General features: G+C 41.3%; 7 protein-coding genes and 5 pseudogenes. 9 read left to right on the forward strand and 3 right to left on the reverse strand.

The features are described 5' to 3' along the window. Window positions 1-448 precede the first annotated feature (448 nt). Window positions 449-691, reverse strand: coding sequence for a hypothetical protein (locus ACORHU_RS02070; protein ID WP_434364647.1), 243 nt, complete (start codon window positions 689-691; stop codon window positions 449-451). On the opposite strand from ACORHU_RS02070, the pseudogene ACORHU_RS02075 reads away from it, so the two are divergent. Then, window positions 639-2792 (forward strand): annotated as a pseudogene (locus ACORHU_RS02075) (Rib/alpha-like domain-containing protein); the annotation flags it as partial. The gene ACORHU_RS02070 and the pseudogene ACORHU_RS02075 sit on opposite strands and share 53 nt — an antisense overlap. A gap of 89 nt (window positions 2793-2881) precedes the next feature. Here the strand turns inward: ACORHU_RS02075 and ACORHU_RS02080 are convergent. Next, window positions 2882-3157, reverse strand: coding sequence for a hypothetical protein (locus ACORHU_RS02080; protein WP_434364648.1), 276 nt, complete (start codon window positions 3155-3157; stop codon window positions 2882-2884). A 189-nt stretch (window positions 3158-3346) separates the two neighbouring features. Further along, window positions 3347-3685 carry a hypothetical protein gene (locus ACORHU_RS02085; protein ID WP_434364649.1) on the reverse strand — a complete coding sequence of 113 codons (339 nt, stop codon included), beginning with the start codon at window positions 3683-3685 and terminating at the stop codon, window positions 3347-3349. Between ACORHU_RS02085 and ACORHU_RS02090 the strand changes: the two are divergent. The 8 genes and pseudogenes from ACORHU_RS02090 to ACORHU_RS02125 all read left to right on the forward strand — a co-directional run. Continuing rightward, window positions 3681-4730 (forward strand): annotated as a pseudogene (locus ACORHU_RS02090) (hypothetical protein); the annotation flags it as partial. The gene ACORHU_RS02085 and the pseudogene ACORHU_RS02090 overlap by 5 nt on opposite strands. Window positions 4731-5630: 900 nt before the next feature. Further along, a pseudogene (locus ACORHU_RS02095) lies at window positions 5631-7955 on the forward strand (hypothetical protein); the annotation flags it as partial. 675 nt (window positions 7956-8630) lie between these two features. Further along, window positions 8631-11864, forward strand: a pseudogene (locus ACORHU_RS02100) (LPXTG cell wall anchor domain-containing protein); the annotation flags it as partial. 806 nt (window positions 11865-12670) lie between these two features. Continuing rightward, a pseudogene (locus ACORHU_RS02105) lies at window positions 12671-14766 on the forward strand (glycosyltransferase). Continuing rightward, window positions 14756-15634 carry an acyltransferase gene (locus ACORHU_RS02110; RefSeq protein ID WP_248035005.1) on the forward strand — a complete coding sequence of 293 codons (879 nt, stop codon included), beginning with the start codon at window positions 14756-14758 and terminating at the stop codon, window positions 15632-15634. The pseudogene ACORHU_RS02105 and the gene ACORHU_RS02110 overlap by 11 nt, the downstream one beginning before the upstream one ends. Window positions 15635-15637: 3 nt before the next feature. Beyond that, the gene (locus ACORHU_RS02115; RefSeq protein ID WP_434364650.1) at window positions 15638-18880 is read left to right on the forward strand and encodes an SP_1767 family glycosyltransferase; all 3243 of its coding nucleotides are present in this window, start codon (window positions 15638-15640) and stop codon (window positions 18878-18880) included. A gap of 14 nt (window positions 18881-18894) precedes the next feature. Next, window positions 18895-19899: a glycosyltransferase family 8 protein gene (locus tag ACORHU_RS02120; RefSeq protein ID WP_434364651.1), complete on the forward strand. Its 1005-nt coding sequence runs from the start codon at window positions 18895-18897 to the stop codon at window positions 19897-19899. Between the two features lie 9 nt (window positions 19900-19908). Then, entirely contained in the window at window positions 19909-20091 is a 183-nt protein-coding gene (locus ACORHU_RS02125; protein WP_434364652.1) for a hypothetical protein, read from the forward strand. Window positions 20092-20124: the final 33 nt, after the last annotated feature.

Genomic DNA, 20124 nt, shown 5'->3' on the forward strand with positions numbered 1-20124 from the left:
TCGCAGCTACAGGAGCTGTACTAGGCGGAGCAGTGGCAACACAAACTACTGTTCATGCTAATGATGCGGTTGCTCTTGAAAAGACATTAGAGTCATCGGATGTTTTAGCTACAAATGATTCAGTCGTTCTTGGATCTGTTTCGAAAGCAAATCCAGAAGAATCGGCAAGTTTGTCACACTCAGAAAGCGAGAGTGTGTCTAGTTCAGAATCGACTTCTGCTAGCCAATCAGTGAGCGCTAGCACTTCTGCAAGTGTGTCAGAAAGTACTTCGGCTTCTGTTAGTGCGTCGACAAGTGCTTCAGTTTCAGCAAGTGTGTCAGCAAGTACTTCTGTAAGTTCTAGTCAGTTGGTGGTCAATTCTGGGGGTAGTTCGGTTGCGACTAGCACTGCTAGTGTTGAAACTGCTGGAAAATCCGAATCTGCTTCAGCTGAAAATCAAGTAGTTAGTCAAGGTTTGCCAAACTCTAATTTGTCTGCACCTGTCTTGGACTCTGCTAAGTCAGCAACAGGTTTGATAGAGAAAACTTCCGAATTAACAAGTTTGGCAGGATTGACTGCTGGTGCCTTGTCATCGGTAGAAGTATCTACAAAGAAAAATGAAGAAGATCGTAAAAAACTAGCTAAAATTTCAGCTGAAATGGGTGAATATTTAGCTAAGGCGGCAGATCTTCCAGATACAAGTGCAGCCATCCTTAAGGTAGAATCTGCTATAACTGAGATTGAGTCTGCTCTCAAGGATCCAAATGCTGACCTAGGAACAGTTGTCAAGACAGCTACTTCAGCTCGCAACTCTATCGCTAATGCGGTTTCACGTGCAACCTCTGGTCAACGTGATGGCCGTAATGGACAAGCGATAGAGAGAGGATCTTCTCCTAGAGCATCATTCTCTAGTCATGGAACAAAAGCTTCAATTGCGTCTACTAATTATAATCCAAATACTAACGAAGTTGTTTGGCGTATCAATATGCACGCTAACAATGCCTTGCATCATGTAGGGCTGATTGCGGATGTAGATTCCAATACGACGATTAATCGTGTGACCTTCAATGGACAAGAGATGGAGAAACGTGGTGGTTCAAGAAATGAGTATGTTTATGATATCCGCCATGATAAACAAAGAAACCTAGAAGCAACGCTTGAAGTTCATGCTACTGTAAATAAGCAGTCGAAAGCTGCAAGCTTGAACGCAAAAGTTGCTACAAGCAGTCAACCGTTTACAAGTGCGAATACTTCTGGAAATTATAGTGATTCAATGACCTCAACTGTTTCAACTGGTAGGTCAGGTCAGTCTAGAAGTGCAGCAGGTCAGAGCCGTGCGGCATCTCAGCTACCTTCGATTAGTTTGCCTGAGGCTGTTACCTATTTTAATGACGACTCTATCTCCACAATCCACATGTCAATGAGTGATGATAGGGGCTTGGTAAGATTAGATCCAGGACCTAAGAATACAATTATCACAGGTTTGAGTGCTCCTAATTATCCAGTGAATCCACGAGGACAATTTGGTGATTTTGGTGTGTATCAAAATGGTAAGCTTGCCAGTTATCCAACTTCTTATACGGTAACGATAGAAGGTACTATTGGTCGAAACAACGGAAAAGGAAAACCTGGTCGTGCAGACGGGGCTTGGGAACCGTATAAACCTGGTGCACACATTATTCAATATGTTGTAACAGATACCGACGGTCAAAAAGCTACGGCAGAGATGGCTCTTAATATCAGAGGCTTTAATGAACGTAACGAGCCTGTGAGTGGTGCGACAGTCACAGTTAATGACAAAGAACATCTAAGTCAAGAAGAAAAAAATCAAGTTTTGGCTAACTTTAAAACAGCCAATGCAAGAATTCTTTCAAGTACAGACTACGTGAAAGGTTCTGAAGGTAATCATGAAATTACAGTGTCTGATACTGGTGTAATCACCATTACTTATCGAGATGGTACCCAGGATACAGTCAATTCAAATCTGAAATACGGTGTTGAAAAGGTGACTGATACATTCTACGCGGTAAGTAGTGAGTCTGTGTCTGATATAACACTAAGTAGTCTTGTAAGCCCAGTCGGTGGAGCTTCTAGCCTACCTCAAGGGACCTCATTTGCTTGGAAAAACGGACAAGCTCCTACGATGACAGTAGGTAGTCGGACTGCAATTTTAACGGTAACTCACCCAGATAAAACTACTACGGATTTAACATACAATTACACAGTTTACCAAAAGATTGAGACCAAAACCAATAATGGAGTTACTGGTCAATTTTATGCCTTTAAAGCAGTTCCAGGTAAAGATGTAACTGTTGGAGGAAGCTATGCCAATAATATTGGTGGAGATTCATATCTTTATCTCAATAACGATTCCCTTCCTTCAGGAGCGACATTTTCGTATGAGTATCAACTGAATAACAATGCAAGTGCGCAAGTAAGTAGACAGGATGGCTCACCTAGATTTAGCGATGTCTGGCATACAACAGGTGCTAACCCTGTGTCTCACCGTACAACTTATACAGTGAGAGCTACCTATCCAAAAGGGCGACTTGGTGATGTAACAACTTCAAATCCTGCGTTAACAAGTACAGTGAAGTTTAATTATACAGTCGTTGATCCAGTAGCTAATCAAGAGTATACTACAAAAGTTGGGGATACAACTCCGCTCAATGGTATTATTTCCAATCCGAGCAGTGCACTTAAAAATTCTGACTCTAGTGTAGCAATTCCAACTGGCACAACTTATGAATGGGTGTCCAGACCAGATGTTGCAACTTCAGGTATCTTTAAAAAGGAAGTCAGAGTTACTTTACCGCAAGGTTCAACAACTCAATCAAGGAATGCTACAAATGTTCCTGTAACCATCAAAGTCAGACCGAACCCACCACAAATTTCAGCTGTTCAAGTGACAAATACAGGTGGTTTGCCAAATAAAGGAATCACCGTTACAGATGTTGTTCCAGGCGCGACGGTAACCTTGACAATTGGTGGTAAGACTCTTACTAAGACTGCTGGTGCTAATGTAACGAGCTTGACTTTCACTCCAGCCGAAGTCGCAGATAGTAATGGATTGCTTCCAACAGGAAACGTAACAGTTAAACAAAGTAAGGCGTTTACTAATCCTGTAACGAATTCAAATGAAACTTTGGAATCAGGAACAACGACTAAGAACATCACTGGTGAAACTGAAAAACCAGTAGCTACAGATACAGTTGTAGAAGTGAAGGATCGTGTAACTGGTCTGTGGAAAGAAGTTTCAAAAACCAGCGTAGGAAATAAACCAGAACATACCTTCTATGCAGGTGATGAAATTCGTTTCACTACAACCTTCACAGATAATAGTAAATTTATTAAGAGAACTAACGTTCATTCAGGTGAAACAAGTGCAACAATAGTTCCAAATGTCTTGGACCCTTCATTTGGAGAGGCGAATGCGACAAACATTTCTTCTTTGACAGAAGCAACTCCAGCAAAACCAGCTAAATTGGAAGTTACAGGAAAAGTCAAAGATGAGTTGCAGTATAGTACAGGAAATGCTGCTACGCGATCAATTTCCGCAGAAGATGAGTCAGGTAACCGTTCAAATGGGTCTACCTTCCGAATAAGACAAGGTAGTCTAGCAGTAAGAAATGCTAACTTGAATCCAGATAAGAAGATTAAGGTTACAAGTCTTTCTTCCTTGACAGATACGGAAAAAACAAGCATTATAGAAGCTGTTAAGAATGCCCATAATACAGCTACAGAAAAAGAAAAAGATCGTATCCAGAATGTTACCATCGAAGGGAATAATAATGTTAAGATTACCTATAAAGATGGTCAATCTCGTACAAAACCAATCTCAGATTTGGTAATGGAAGTTAACCCACCGGTTATTGAAGACTTAAGTGGACGTGGAGGTTTGCCAAATCAAACCATCACGGTAAATAATGTTCTTCCAGGAGCAACCGTAACCTTGACAGTTGCAGGTCAAACAATTACGCCGAAAAAAGCAGGAAATAACGCTACCAGCGTGACCTTTACTGCAGAAGATTTGAGAACGGCTTACACCGCAAATAATGGTCTACTTCCTTCAGGTAATGTGACTGCAATTCAAAGTGTACCAGCAGGTCCAAATACAACTGAAGTGTTAACTTCAGAGCCAGGGTCTGGGACTATTACTAATGAAACTGAAAGACCAGAACCAACCTTTGATCTTTATATCAAGAATGATAAGACAGGTCAGTGGGAAAAGCAAACAATTAAAGATAATGTTCGTCCAGGTACAAGAGGCTACGAGGTCTTTGCAGGTGATGAAGTTAAAATCGTCATAAGCGGCAAGGATAATAGTGGTAAGATTAAAACTCTGAAATTGCATGATGGAACTTCAGATATCAGTAGAATTTTCCAAGATGGATATTCATCAAACGATCCTGCCCCTGGATTTAAAGATACTCCAACAGAAGCTTCAACAACAAATCCTGCTACTCTAGAGTACACAGCAACCTATGATGCAAACAAGCAATATGCTGATGGTAACAAATGGAGTCGTGGTGTTAAAGCAGTCGATTTATCTAATAACGAAGCACGTACTCAGACAGTAGTAGCTCAAGGGAAACTGAATAAGAAATTCCCAGCTCAGGTGCCAGCAACGGTTCAAGTAAGCAATACAAAAACCCTGTCTCCAGAAGATAAACAAAAGATTCTTGAGGCGGTGAAAGCAGCAAATCCAAAAGATGCAAACCGTATCAAAGATGGAGATGAAGGATATAGAATATCAGATGATGGGACTGTAACGATTACTTATAAAGATGGTACACAAAATACAGTGAAACCACCAGTATCGGATTCTGAAGCGTCTCAATCTGCCTCTGCCTCAGCATCAACAAGCGCAAGCACGTCAGCAAGTACGTCAGCATCAACAAGTGCAAGCACGTCAGCAAGTACGTCAGCATCAACAAGTGCAAGCACATCAGCAAGTACATCAGCTAGCACGTCGGCATCAACAAGTGCAAGCACATCAGCAAGTACATCCGCATCAACAAGTGCAAGCACTTCAGCAAGTACATCGGCCTCAACAAGCGCAAGCACATCGGCTAGCACGTCCGCCTCAACAAGTGCAAGTACGTCAGCAAGTACATCGGCCTCAACCAGTGCAAGCACGTCAGCAAGTACGTCCGCCTCGACAAGCGCAAGCACGTCAGCAAGCACGTCAGCTTCAACGAGTGCAAGTACATCAGCAAGTACGTCAGCATCAACAAGTGCAAGCACATCAGCAAGTACATCAGCTAGCACGTCGGCATCAACAAGTGCAAGCACATCAGCAAGTACATCAGCATCAACAAGTGCAAGTACGTCAGCAAGTACGTCAGCATCAACAAGTGCAAGCACGTCAGCAAGTACATCCGCATCAACAAGTGCAAGCACGTCAGCAAGCACATCGGCATCAACAAGTGCAAGTACGTCAGCATCAACAAGTGCGTCAACATCAGCATCTGAATCAGCAAGCACAAGTGCATCGACATCAGCATCTGAGTCAGCAAGCACAAGCGCGTCAACCTCAGCGTCAGAGTCAGCGTCAACAAGTGCATCGACATCAGCGTCAGAGTCAGCGTCAACAAGCGCGTCGACATCAGCGTCTGAATCAGCATCAACAAGTGCATCGACATCAGCATCTGAGTCAGCAAGCACAAGCGCATCAACATCAGCATCTGAGTCAGCGTCAACAAGTGCATCGACATCAGCATCTGAATCAGCAAGCACAAGCGCATCAACATCAGCATCTGAGTCAGCGTCAACAAGTGCGTCAGAGTCAGCAAGAACATCAGCATCTGAGTCAGCATCAACAAGCGCATCGACATCAGCAAGCACATCGGCCTCTGAGTCAGCAAGCACAAGCGCATCAACATCAGCATCTGAGTCAGCAAGCACAAGTGCATCGACCTCAGCATCTGAATCAGCGTCAACAAGTGCAAGCACATCAGCATCTGAGTCAGCAAGCACAAGTGCATCGACCTCAGCATCTGAGTCAGCAAGCACAAGTGCATCGACCTCAGCATCTGAATCAGCGTCAACAAGTGCAAGCACATCAGCATCTGAATCAGCGTCAACAAGTGCAAGCACCTCAGCATCTGAGTCAGCAAGCACAAGCGCATCGACATCAGCGTCTGAATCAGCAAGCGCAAGTGCATCAACATCAGCATCAGAATCAGCAAGCACAAGTGCAAGCACATCAGCGTCTGAATCAGCAAGCACAAGCGCAAGCACAAGTGCATCGACCTCAGCATCTGAGTCAGCAAGCACAAGTGCATCGACCTCAGCATCTGAGTCAGCAAGCACAAGTGCATCAACCTCAGCATCTGAGTCAGCAAGCACAAGTGCATCGACATCAGCATCTGAATCAGCGTCAACAAGTGCATCGACCTCAGCATCTGAGTCAGCAAGCACAAGCGCATCGACATCAGCGTCTGAGTCAGCAAGCACAAGCGCATCGACCTCAGCGTCTGAATCAGCATCAACAAGTGCATCGACCTCAGCATCTGAATCAGCGTCAACAAGCGCGTCGACATCAGCGTCTGAATCAGCATCAACAAGTGCATCGACATCAGCATCTGAGTCAGCAAGCACAAGTGCAAGCACAAGTGCATCGACCTCAGCATCTGAGTCAGCAAGCACAAGTGCATCGACCTCAGCATCTGAATCAGCGTCAACAAGTGCAAGCACATCAGCATCTGAATCAGCGTCAACAAGTGCATCGACCTCAGCATCTGAGTCAGCAAGCACAAGCGCATCGACCTCAGCGTCTGAATCAGCAAGCACAAGTGCATCAACATCAGCATCAGAATCAGCAAGCACAAGTGCAAGCACATCAGCGTCTGAATCAGCAAGCACAAGCGCATCAACATCAGCATCAACAAGTGCATCGACCTCAGCGTCTGAATCAGCATCAACAAGTGCATCGACCTCAGCATCTGAATCAGCGTCAACAAGTGCGTCAGAGTCAGCAAGCACAAGCGCATCAACATCAGCATCTGAGTCAGCAAGCACAAGTGCAAGCACAAGTGCATCGACCTCAGCATCTGAGTCAGCAAGCACAAGTGCATCGACATCAGCATCTGAATCAGCGTCAACAAGTGCAAGCACCTCAGCATCTGAATCAGCGTCAACAAGTGCAAGCACCTCAGCATCTGAGTCAGCAAGCACAAGCGCATCGACCTCAGCGTCTGAATCAGCAAGCACAAGTGCATCAACATCAGCATCAGAATCAGCAAGCACAAGTGCAAGCACATCAGCATCAACAAGTGCATCGACCTCAGCGTCTGAATCAGCGTCAACAAGTGCAAGCACATCAGCATCTGAATCAGCGTCAACAAGCGCGTCGACATCAGCGTCTGAATCAGCATCAACAAGTGCATCGACCTCAGCATCTGAGTCAGCAAGCACAAGTGCAAGCACAAGTGCATCGACCTCAGCATCTGAGTCAGCAAGCACAAGTGCATCGACATCAGCATCTGAATCAGCGTCAACAAGTGCATCGACATCAGCATCTGAATCAGCGTCAACAAGCGCGTCGACATCAGCGTCAACAAGTGCATCGACATCAGCAAGCACATCGGCCTCTGAGTCAGCAAGCACAAGCGCATCTGAGTCAGCGTCAACAAGTGCGTCAGAGTCAGCAAGCACAAGCGCATCAACATCAGCATCTGAGTCAGCAAGCACAAGTGCATCGACCTCAGCATCTGAATCAGCGTCAACAAGTGCAAGCACCTCAGCATCTGAGTCAGCAAGCACAAGCGCATCAACATCAGCATCTGAGTCAGCAAGCACAAGTGCATCAACATCAGCATCAGAATCAGCAAGCACAAGTGCAAGCACATCAGCATCTGAGTCAGCAAGCACAAGTGCATCGACCTCAGCATCTGAGTCAGCAAGCACAAGTGCATCGACCTCAGCATCTGAATCAGCGTCAACAAGTGCATCAACATCAGCATCTGAGTCAGCAAGCACAAGTGCAAGCACATCGGCCTCTGAGTCAGCAAGCACATCAGCGTCTGAATCAGCAAGCACAAGCGCATCAACATCAGCATCAACAAGTGCATCGACATCAGCGTCTGAATCAGCATCAACAAGTGCATCGACCTCAGCATCTGAATCAGCGTCAACAAGCGCGTCGACATCAGCATCTGAATCAGCGTCAACAAGTGCATCGACATCAGCATCTGAATCAGCAAGCACAAGTGCAAGCACAAGTGCAAGCACAAGTGCATCGACCTCAGCGTCTGAATCAGCAAGCACAAGTGCATCAACATCAGCATCAACATCAGCATCAGAATCAGCAAGCACAAGTGCAAGCACATCAGCGTCTGAATCAGCAAGCACAAGCGCATCAACATCAGCATCAACAAGTGCATCGACATCAGCGTCTGAATCAGCAAGCACAAGTGCATCAACCTCAGCATCTGAATCAGCATCTGAATCAGCGTCAACAAGTGCATCGACATCAGCGTCTGAATCAGCAAGCACAAGTGCATCGACCTCAGCATCTGAGTCAGCAAGCACAAGCGCATCTGAGTCAGCGTCAACAAGTGCGTCAGAGTCAGCAAGCACATCAGCATCTGAGTCAGCAAGCACAAGTGCATCGACCTCAGCATCTGAGTCAGCAAGCACAAGTGCATCGACATCAGCATCTGAATCAGCGTCAACAAGTGCAAGCACATCAGCATCTGAATCAGCGTCAACAAGTGCAAGCACCTCAGCATCTGAGTCAGCAAGCACAAGCGCATCGACCTCAGCGTCTGAATCAGCAAGCACAAGTGCATCAACATCAGCATCAGAATCAGCAAGCACAAGTGCAAGCACATCAGCGTCTGAATCAGCAAGCACAAGCGCATCAACATCAGCATCAACAAGTGCATCGACCTCAGCGTCTGAATCAGCATCAACAAGTGCATCGACCTCAGCATCTGAATCAGCGTCAACAAGTGCGTCAGAGTCAGCAAGCACAAGCGCATCAACATCAGCATCTGAGTCAGCAAGCACAAGTGCAAGCACAAGTGCATCGACCTCAGCATCTGAGTCAGCAAGCACAAGTGCATCGACATCAGCATCTGAATCAGCGTCAACAAGTGCAAGCACCTCAGCATCTGAATCAGCGTCAACAAGTGCAAGCACCTCAGCATCTGAGTCAGCAAGCACAAGCGCATCGACCTCAGCGTCTGAATCAGCAAGCACAAGTGCATCAACATCAGCATCAGAATCAGCAAGCACAAGTGCAAGCACATCAGCATCAACAAGTGCATCGACCTCAGCGTCTGAATCAGCGTCAACAAGTGCAAGCACATCAGCATCTGAATCAGCGTCAACAAGCGCGTCGACATCAGCGTCTGAATCAGCATCAACAAGTGCATCGACCTCAGCATCTGAGTCAGCAAGCACAAGTGCAAGCACAAGTGCATCGACCTCAGCATCTGAGTCAGCAAGCACAAGTGCATCGACATCAGCATCTGAATCAGCGTCAACAAGTGCATCGACATCAGCATCTGAATCAGCGTCAACAAGCGCGTCGACATCAGCGTCAACAAGTGCATCGACATCAGCAAGCACATCGGCCTCTGAGTCAGCAAGCACAAGCGCATCTGAGTCAGCGTCAACAAGTGCGTCAGAGTCAGCAAGCACAAGCGCATCAACATCAGCATCTGAGTCAGCAAGCACAAGTGCATCGACCTCAGCATCTGAATCAGCGTCAACAAGTGCAAGCACCTCAGCATCTGAGTCAGCAAGCACAAGCGCATCAACATCAGCATCTGAGTCAGCAAGCACAAGTGCATCAACATCAGCATCAGAATCAGCAAGCACAAGTGCAAGCACATCAGCATCTGAGTCAGCAAGCACAAGTGCATCGACCTCAGCATCTGAGTCAGCAAGCACAAGTGCATCGACCTCAGCATCTGAATCAGCGTCAACAAGTGCATCAACATCAGCATCTGAGTCAGCAAGCACAAGTGCAAGCACATCGGCCTCTGAGTCAGCAAGCACATCAGCGTCTGAATCAGCAAGCACAAGCGCATCAACATCAGCATCAACAAGTGCATCGACATCAGCGTCTGAATCAGCATCAACAAGTGCATCGACCTCAGCATCTGAATCAGCGTCAACAAGCGCGTCGACATCAGCATCTGAATCAGCGTCAACAAGTGCATCGACATCAGCATCTGAATCAGCAAGCACAAGTGCAAGCACAAGTGCAAGCACATCAGCGTCTGAATCAGCAAGCACAAGCGCATCAACATCAGCATCAACAAGTGCATCGACATCAGCGTCTGAATCAGCAAGCACAAGTGCATCAACCTCAGCATCTGAATCAGCATCTGAATCAGCGTCAACAAGTGCATCGACATCAGCGTCTGAATCAGCAAGCACAAGTGCATCGACCTCAGCATCTGAGTCAGCAAGCACAAGCGCATCTGAGTCAGCGTCAACAAGTGCGTCAGAGTCAGCAAGCACATCAGCATCTGAGTCAGCAAGCACAAGTGCATCGACCTCAGCATCTGAATCAGCATCAACAAGTGCATCGACCTCAGCATCTGAATCAGCGTCAACAAGTGCGTCAGAGTCAGCAAGCACATCAGCATCTGAGTCAGCAAGCACAAGTGCAAGCACATCAGCATCTGAATCAGCATCAACAAGTGCATCTGAATCAGCAAGCACATCAGCATCTGAGTCAGCATCAACAAGTGCTTCAGAATCAGCAAGCACATCAGCTTCAGAATCAGCGTCAACAAGCGCATCTGAGTCAGCATCAACAAGTGCGTCAGAATCAGCGTCAACAAGCGCATCTGAGTCAGCATCAACAAGTGCGTCAGAATCAGCGTCAACAAGCGCATCTGAGTCAGCATCAACAAGTGCATCTGAGTCAGCGTCAACAAGTGCATCTGAGTCAGCGTCAACAAGTGCATCTGAGTCAGCAAGCACATCGGCTTCTGAATCAGCATCAACAAGTGCGTCAGAATCAGCAAGTACATCAGCTTCTGAATCAGCAAGCACATCAGCATCTGAATCGGCATCAACAAGTGCGTCAGAATCAGCAAGCACATCAGCATCTGAATCGGCATCAACAAGTGCGTCAGAATCAGCAAGTACAAGCGCATCTGAGTCAGCATCAACAAGTGCGTCAGAATCAGCAAGTACATCAGCTTCTGAATCAGCAAGCACATCAGCATCTGAATCGGCATCAACAAGTGCATCTGAGTCAGCAAGCACATCGGCTTCTGAATCAGCATCAACAAGTGCATCTGAATCAGCAAGCACATCAGCATCTGAGTCAGCATCAACAAGTGCTTCAGAATCAGCAAGCACATCAGCTTCAGAATCAGCGTCAACAAGCGCTTCTGAGTCAGCATCAACAAGTGCATCGACATCAGCATCTGAATCAGCAAGCACAAGCGCATCAACATCAGCATCTGAGTCAGCAAGCACAAGCGCATCAACATCAGCATCTGAGTCAGCAAGCACAAGTGCATCGACATCAGCATCTGAGTCAGCAAGCACAAGCGCGTCAACCTCAGCGTCAACAAGTGCATCGACCTCAGCGTCAACAAGTGCATCGACATCAGCATCTGAGTCAGCATCTGAGTCAGCGTCAACAAGTGCATCGACCTCAGCGTCAACAAGTGCATCGACATCAGTATCTGAGTCAGCATCTGAGTCAGCATCAACAAGTGCAAGCACATCGATGGCTCATTCAACTTCAACTAGTCAAGCACCTCAAACTAGCACAACTAAGACTCGTAAGCAACTTCCAAATACTGGAACAGCAACTTCGCCTACAAATCTGCTCCTAGGAGCTGTAGCAGGACTAATGGGATTGGGATTAGTAGCTAAACGTCGTAAGCGCGATGATGAAGAGTAAGCCTTGTTTTATAAAGTTGCTAAAAGACTAGGTAAGCTATAAGAAAACCTCCAAGGATTGTAAAATTCTTGGAGGTTTTTGTCTATAGGAAGCGAGTATTAGCTGGTCGGAGTTTTGTTGATTCGTAAGACTCGTTTAAAATCAAAAATAGCAAAAATTCCCACCTCAAAACACATATATCATAGTTTTGTTAGAAACTCTTTCCTTGTTTTCCTAGAATAGAGTAAGATTCATTGATTGGTTGGTTAATCTCCAGCCTTTAAGTAATCCGTTGACAAAAAGTGCACTATGATTTTAATTGAGTATAAAACAATTGAAATTCCATAGTTATCGTTTAGAGCTAGAAAAAAATAAGGTTATGAGCTTTATCTTACTTTATGAAAGTGCATAAAAATGGTATAATATATAGTAGATTTTTGTATCTAAAAATGGATGTATTAAGTAAAGATACCTGAATTTCTATCACATAAAGAATTATAGGGGAATTAGGTTGTTAAATGTTAGTTGAAATAAAGCAATAGCAATAATGTTTATGGTTAAAAAGTGATATAAAGTGATAATCAAGAAATAAAGAATTTATGATAGAAATTTGTTTCAATTAGTTAGAGATTATCATCATAAAGAAGTTCCATAACTACTTCTTTAATTTGATATGGAAAAGGATAGCAGTTAGTCTAGGTTTGCAGTTGTATAAAATGACTTCTATAGTCTTCAGTATGGAATTAGGTAAAAGGAGTTGCATTTTTCATTATCTTTACCAAAGAAATGGAAAAAGCAATTCGAAAAAAAAGTAGGAGTGGGTTGGTATGGAGAAGGAATTAATTAGTGTCATTGTTCCAGTTTATAATGCTGAAAAATACTTACAGAAATGTTTAGATAGTATTTTGGAACAAACATATCAAAACTTGGAAATTATCATTATAAATGATGGTTCTACAGACAACTCGGGACAAATCTGTCAGGAATATGAAAAACAGGATGATCGTATCATCTATATAGAAAAAGAAAACGGTGGTGTATCTGATACGCGAAATGCTGGTCTGGATCGAATGACAGGAACGTATGTTACCTTTGTTGATTCCGATGATTGGGTAGAACCAAACTATATTAAGTTTTTATATGAGAAAGTGATAGAATATCAAGCAGATATTGTAGTTGGAAATTATACTAGTTTTAATGAGTCTAATTCAGTTTTTTATTTCCACATCTCTACTGACTATTATGAAAAAGTATATGATAATAAGTCTATAATACCTTGTTTATACGACTCTAAAGAATTGTTGAAGTCTGCTTTAATTGTCCCTTGGGGGAAAATTTATAAAAAAGAAATCATAGATAATTTTTGTTTTCCAATTGATAGAATCGGAGAAGACGCATTATTTAATTTGAAGGTTTTATTAGATTCGAAAAAAGTTGTATATGTTAATAAATCAGCCTATATTTATAGAGTGCGTGAGGGAAGCTTATCTAATACTTGGACTGATGAATGGATTAGAGATGCTATTTATATAATTGAAGAGAGATTATCTTTATTGGCAACGTTAGGATATCCACTTTCGGAGCATAGGCGAGCATACAAAATGAGTTTGGATTATATCAGTTCTGAAGCTTACAATAGAGGTTTAGCTAATTCTCACGAATTAAACTACATAAAAGAGAAAAAGATGTTATTGGATAGACTTCTTCCTCAGAGTAAAGAAGACAAAAAGCCGTCGTACTGGCAGCTGATTTTTCGAATCTCGATCAGGTTGTGACAACTATGAAATCTATTTGCTACCACAATCGCTCGGTTCGTTTTTATATTATCAATGAGGATTTTCCAAAAGAATGGTTTATACAATTGAATAGTCGATTAGGGGACTTTGATTCGGAAATTGTCAATTGTCGCGTAACATCTGATCAACTAGCGCATCATAAAACAGATATTAGTTATACAGCCTCTTTTCTCTATTTTATATCTGATTTTGTAGAAGAAGATAAGGCACTTTATTTGGATTGCGACGTGCTTGTTACAAAAAATCTAGATGACTTATTTGATACAGATCTACAAGATTATCTATTAGCTGCAGTTCGTGATTATGGCCAGAAAGTGTATTATGATCAAGAAATTTTTAATATAGGTGTATTGCTAATCAACAATCGTGTATGGAAACAAGAACAAATGACCCAACGATTGATTGATTTAACGAATGAATGGCATGACAAGGCGGATCAGGTGGACCAACTTGTTTTGAATAAGCTCTTTGAAAATAGGTGGCTAGAGTTAGATTTTGATAATAATTATATTGTGGATCATAAGCAGTTTACAGATTATAAACTACCAAAATCTCAAGACTATCCCGGTGTTATTCGTTATCTTTCGAATAGAAAACCGTGGGATAATTTGGGGATTCAAGCTTATCGCAATGTTTGGTGGTATTATCATAATCTTGAATGGACAGAATTAGGACAAAACTATCATTTACATACGCTTAAAAAGGCTCATATCTATCCTCAAAAACTACCTGTTACTTGTTTAATTTATACTTTTTCGGATCGTATTGAGCAATTAGAGTCTCTAGTTCAAGCTTTACCGGAAATTCAATTTATAATTGTAGCTAGCGTCAAAGTTAGTGAACAATTGACTAAGAGCATTGTTAATCACAATGTGACTATTTTGTCTGAATTTAATTATTTATCAGAGCTTGAGCAAGAATTATTTGAGATAAGTCAAGTTCTTTTAGATATTAATCATGGTGAAAAAAATGTAGAAATACTGGAGAAGTTTGCAAAATTAGAGAAGCCTATTCTTACTTTTGAAAACACAAAATATTGTGAGGTTGGACAGATAACCTATAAAGTAGAACAAGTTCAAGAAATGATCAATAAATTAAGAGAAGTGGAAGGTGAACATGGATTTTAAAGATTCTGTAAAGTTATTAGGAGATTTTCATCATATAGAAATTTCTCCTACTAGTAGCATTGAACTAGGAACAGATGTTACATTTCGCTCATTTGTAAGTCTAGAAGTGTCTAATAATGCTAAGTTGACACTAGGAAATAGAGTTTTCTTTAACGATCATTGTACGATTCGTTGTGGCAAGGAGATTGAAATTGGTAAGGATACTATGTTTGGTGATGGTGTGAGAATTTTTGACCACAACCATAAATACTCTAATTACCATATTGAAAAAATTCAGTTTAAAGCTGATAAGATAACTATAGGGAAAAATTGTTGGATTGGAACTAACGTTGTTATTTTAAAAGGTGTTACCATTGGAGATAATGTTATCATTGGGGCAAATGCTTTAATTTATAAAGATATCCCAGCTAATTCTGTTGTCACTGCTCAAGAGGATTTAAAAATCACTCCTAGACAACAGCATCAGTTTCACGCCTTTACTTTAACAGCATCAGATACTTTAGAACATTTAGACTATCTTGTACAAGAACTTCCTGAAGTTGCATTTCATATAGCTGCTAAAACAAATGTCTCAGACTATCTAGAAAGCTTTAATCATTACGAGAACGTGAATATTTATACTAATGTGCATCATGATGATATTCTCGAAGATTTATTAAATAGAGCAGATATTTACTTAGATATCAATCATTGGGGAGAGGTTGATAATATTGTAGGTCGTGCTTTAGAGATAGGAAAACCGGTATTTTCTTTTGAAACAGTTGTCCATAGAAGAGATAAAAACGTCCGAGTTTTTAGTTTAGAGGATAAAGAGAGTATGATTAATAGCATTCGTCATCAACTAGCGAATGATGAAAATGGAGATTAGATAATGGGGTTTGATATTTTGGAAGAAAGAAAGGCAGTTGTTCTGGCGGGAGATAAGAATTACCTTATCCCGATACTTACAACAATAAAATCTATTCTATATTACAATCAAAATGTTAAAATTTATATTCTCCATCAAAATATTCCTAGTGACTGGTTCGATGATCTCAAGGTACAAGTGGAGAAATTGGGAAGTGTTGTAGAAGACATTCGTATAGATGAAGAGATTGATTCTGAGTGGAAAACCCAGGAACATATTTCAGCGATTACGTATGCTCGCTATTTCATTCCTCATTATATTGAAGAGGAGAGAGTACTCTATCTGGATAGTGATTTGATTATTAATGGTAGTCTTGATTTACTCTTTAATATTGATTTGGGTGATAAGTATCTTGCGGCTGTTCGAGATGTAGATGGTGTTGGTTTCAACGCAGGAATGTTATTGATTGATAATTCTAAATGGAGACAATATGATATCACTACTAAATTAATAAATAAGACAATTGATTACGTATCTTCACCTGATTTTTCAACCAATGATAGATTTAATGGTGATCAGACTATATTAAATTTGATGTTTGAAAATCATTGGCTAGAGTTGGATAAGCATTTTAACCTTCAAGTTGGTCATGATGTCATTGCATTCTATAGCCACTGGGATTCACATTTTGAATTGGATAAAGAACCTTTGGTTATCCATTATACGACCTATCGGAAGCCATGGTCTACTCTGATGGGCTATCGTTATCGGGACTTATGGTGGGCTTTTCGAGATGTTAGTTATGAACAGATTGCTGACCACTATGCAGGACGTTTTACCATCAAGAGAGTTTATGACCTTCATACGATCAATTTATTTACATTCACAGATTCGCAGGATTTTCTGTATATTGATGAACTAGCCCAAGCTCTGCCTGATGTTGGGTTCCATATCGGAGCCTATACAGATATGGGTCCAATTCTAATGGCTTTGGACAAATATCCAAATGTTTACTTGTATCCTAGCATGGTTGGGGCAGTGATTGATGAAATGATTGAGAAGTCAGACGCCTATCTGGATATTCATAAGGGAAGTTCGATGGACTTTATCGTCAATCGCTATACCAGTGCAGGTAGACCAGTATTGACTTTTGATGTGACCAACAAAAATCAATTGGAACAAATAGTTGTTTCCTCTCAGTCACCACAGCCAATGATAGAAGCAATTAAAGGATTAAAGAAAGATAAAATGGACATGAAGGCAATTGTACTCGGAGCCAACTACCAATATGCAGATAAGGTATTAACGACAATCAAATCCATCTGCTGTCATAATCGAGGACTTCGTTTTTATCTGATTAACAGCGACTTTCCGACAGAATGGTTTTATAATCTCAATCGTAAGTTGATCAAGTTAGACTGTGAAATCGTCAATGCCCGTGTCAATAGTTCTCATATTAGCCAATATAAGACCAACATTCACTATGCAACATTTTTGCGTTATTTTATCTCAGATTTTGTTGAGGAAGATAAAGTTTTATATCTAGACTGTGACTTGGTTGTCACAAGAGACTTAAGTCCTCTATTTGATGTCGAATTAGGAGACTATCCATTGGCGGCAGTCAAGGATCTAGGGGCTCAAGTATATTTTAATGAGCATGGTTTTAACGCAGGTGTCTTGCTAATCAATAATCGTCTTTGGAAACAAGAAGAAGTTCGTAAACAACTGATTGAAATGACTAATGAGTTACATGATAAGGTTGCTCAGGATGATCAAAGTATCTTGAATCTCTTATTTAAAGATCGTTGGTTGGCTTTGGATTTTAAATATAACTGTATTACCTTGCACACACATTTCTCGGATTATCGACCAGAGCCTGGGACTTATCCACCGATTATTCATTATCTGACCGAGAGAAAACCGTGGGGACTGTATGAACGTTCCATCTATCGAGATGTTTGGTGGTATTATAACGCCCAAGATTGGTCGGACATGAGTCAGGTGACGCCTTGTCTGACAAAATATCAGGTGAGCCAGTATACAGGTGTTCAACATTCAGTCCTAGTCTATACCTTCTCAAGTGACTTGAGAAATATGGGCTACTTGATTGAAAATTTACCAGATGTCAAGTTTTATGTAGCAGCTCCCGTTATGGTGGCGGATAGTATTACAGCTTTACTGGCCTACCCAAATGTCTCTGTCTTATCAGATATTGCAGGACAACCACCTTTGATTGATAGCTTGGTTGAAGGCTGCGACTTCTTACTGGATATCAATGCTGAATCCGAAGTTGATGGGATCGTTGGTCGTTTCCGACAAGCAGGAAAACCAGTATTTGCTTTTGAAAGTGTAGCCCATGGTGAGCAAGGTCAGTTTCTTTATGACCAAGCACATCCTGAGGAGATGGTTCTAGCTATTGAAAACTATTGCCAAAATGGAGATCTACCTGTAAAAAAGCTGCAAGCCTACCCAAAGGTACTGGATATCCAGCAGAGTCTTGATTATATACTAGAACACCATTCTTCCGTTATTCGTTATGGAGATGGAGAAATGGATATTATGATGGGACATGGGATTCCTTATCAAGACTATGATGAGACATTGGCAGAACAGCTTAGAAGTATGATTCAACTAGAAAGTTCTCCAGAATTGCTGGTTTGTCTTTCTGATGTTTTTGAAGGCTTGGAACGCTACAAACCCGAAGCTGTCAACTTTTGGCAAAAGCATTTAGAGCATTATAAAGAAGCCTATCATAAATTTTGTACAGCAAGTTTCTATGGTTCGACTTTTATATCTCGTCCTTATATGGACCTCAAAGATAAGTCTGCTTCGGTAGCCCACTTTGAAAAATTAAAGAAACTTTGGGATAAACGAAACGTCTTGATCGTCGAAGGTGAAAACTCACGTTCAGGAGTTGGCAACGATCTTTTTGACAATGCTCAGTCTGTTGAGCGTATCATCTGCCCTTCTAGAAATGCCTATAGTAAAGTTCAGGCTATTCAAGAAGCGATTGAAACGCATGCGGATGGTAAATTAGTATTCTTGATGCTTGGTCCTACAGCCAAGGTTTTGGCTTACCATTTAAGCAAAAAAGGCATACAAGCGATTGATTTAGGTCATATTGATTCCGAATATGAGTGGTTTAAGATGGGAGCAACTTCAAAAGTGAAATTCTCACACAAGCATACCGCAGAGCATAATTTTGATCAAGAAATTCAGCTAGTTGAGGATGTTGCTTATGATTCATCTATCATAGTGAAGCTATAATCAAGGAGTAGTTAATGAATAAAAAAGTATTTGTGTTAGCTGGGGATTACGGTTATATTCGTCAAATTGAAACAACATTAAAATCTATTTGCTATCATAATAGTGATGTCAAGATTTATATTTTTAATCAGGATATCCCCCAAGAATGGTTTGTTTTCATCAGGGAAAAAATGGCATACCGAAATAGTGAGATCGTTGATATCAAGTTGTTTGAAGGTAATATGCGAAATTGGAGCCTACCACCTGTTGGGCAACACATAAACTTTATGACCTTTGCTCGTTATTTTATTCCTAGTTTTGTTTCAGAAGATATTGTTTTATATTTAGATTGTGACTTAGTAGTTACACGTGATTTGACAGATTTATTTTCTATTGATTTAACAAATAAACCTCTAGCTGCTGTAAAAGTCATATATGGTTTAGAAGATAGATTTAATGCAGGAGTATTATTAATCAATAATGCGTATTGGAAGGAAAATGCAATCCAGCAGGAGCTAATTGAAATTACTGAAAGAGAACATGGACACTTACCTGAAGCTGATCAAACAGTTCTCAATATAGTGATGGGAGAAAATTATGTATTATTAGATGATACCTATAATTTTCAGATTGGATATGATCAGGTGGCTGATAATAGAGGACAATATTTTATTTTTGAATTGCCACTGACTCCATTACCAGCGATTATTCATTATTTGTCTGCTGATAAACCTTGGAATACTTATTCTGTAGGTCGTCTACGTGAAGTTTGGTGGAAATATAATCAGCTAGAGTGGGCTCAAATTAATAATCAAGAAGAACTTGTTGTAAAAAAATCTAAATATCAAGCATTGATCATTACAGGTAGTCAGCAATTAGAACAAATTGATTACATAATTAATCATTTGTCTGATTATAATATTCATATTGTGACTTTTACAGCTATGGGAGATACTCTCAAAAGTCTAGCCAGTTACGAGAATGTGAAATTGCATCCAAATGTCATGAAATGGATGTGTCGGAAATTGATTGAGGAATGAGATGTTTATTTGGATATCAATCATGAGGGGAAATTTCCAGATGTGTTAGATTGGGTACAAGGAGCTCAGAAGACAATTTTAACATTTGACAATGTGGTTAATCCTTATCATGTAGATCACATTTTTCCGCATGAGAAACCTCAGGATATGATTGACTTTTTGAAGGAACTTCAAACTAAAGATTGTCTATGAGTGATTTGTTTTTAAAAATACTAAATTAGAGAT

The sequence above is a fragment of the Streptococcus sp. KHUD_015 genome (assembly GCF_051106265.1).
GTDB lineage: Bacteria > Bacillota > Bacilli > Lactobacillales > Streptococcaceae > Streptococcus.

Coding starts and splice junctions, on each gene's coding strand:
- ACORHU_RS02070 (WP_434364647.1), bottom strand. CDS start 691: ATGGCTGCACTTGTATCTGGAAGATCTGCCGCCTTAGCTAAATATTCA.
- ACORHU_RS02085 (WP_434364649.1), bottom strand. CDS start 3,685: ATGCTTGTTTTTTCCGTATCTGTCAAGGAAGAAAGACTTGTAACCTTA.
- ACORHU_RS02110 (WP_248035005.1), top strand. CDS start 14,756: ATGGATTTTAAAGATTCTGTAAAGTTATTAGGAGATTTTCATCATATA.
- ACORHU_RS02115 (WP_434364650.1), top strand. CDS start 15,638: ATGGGGTTTGATATTTTGGAAGAAAGAAAGGCAGTTGTTCTGGCGGGA.
- ACORHU_RS02120 (WP_434364651.1), top strand. CDS start 18,895: ATGAATAAAAAAGTATTTGTGTTAGCTGGGGATTACGGTTATATTCGT.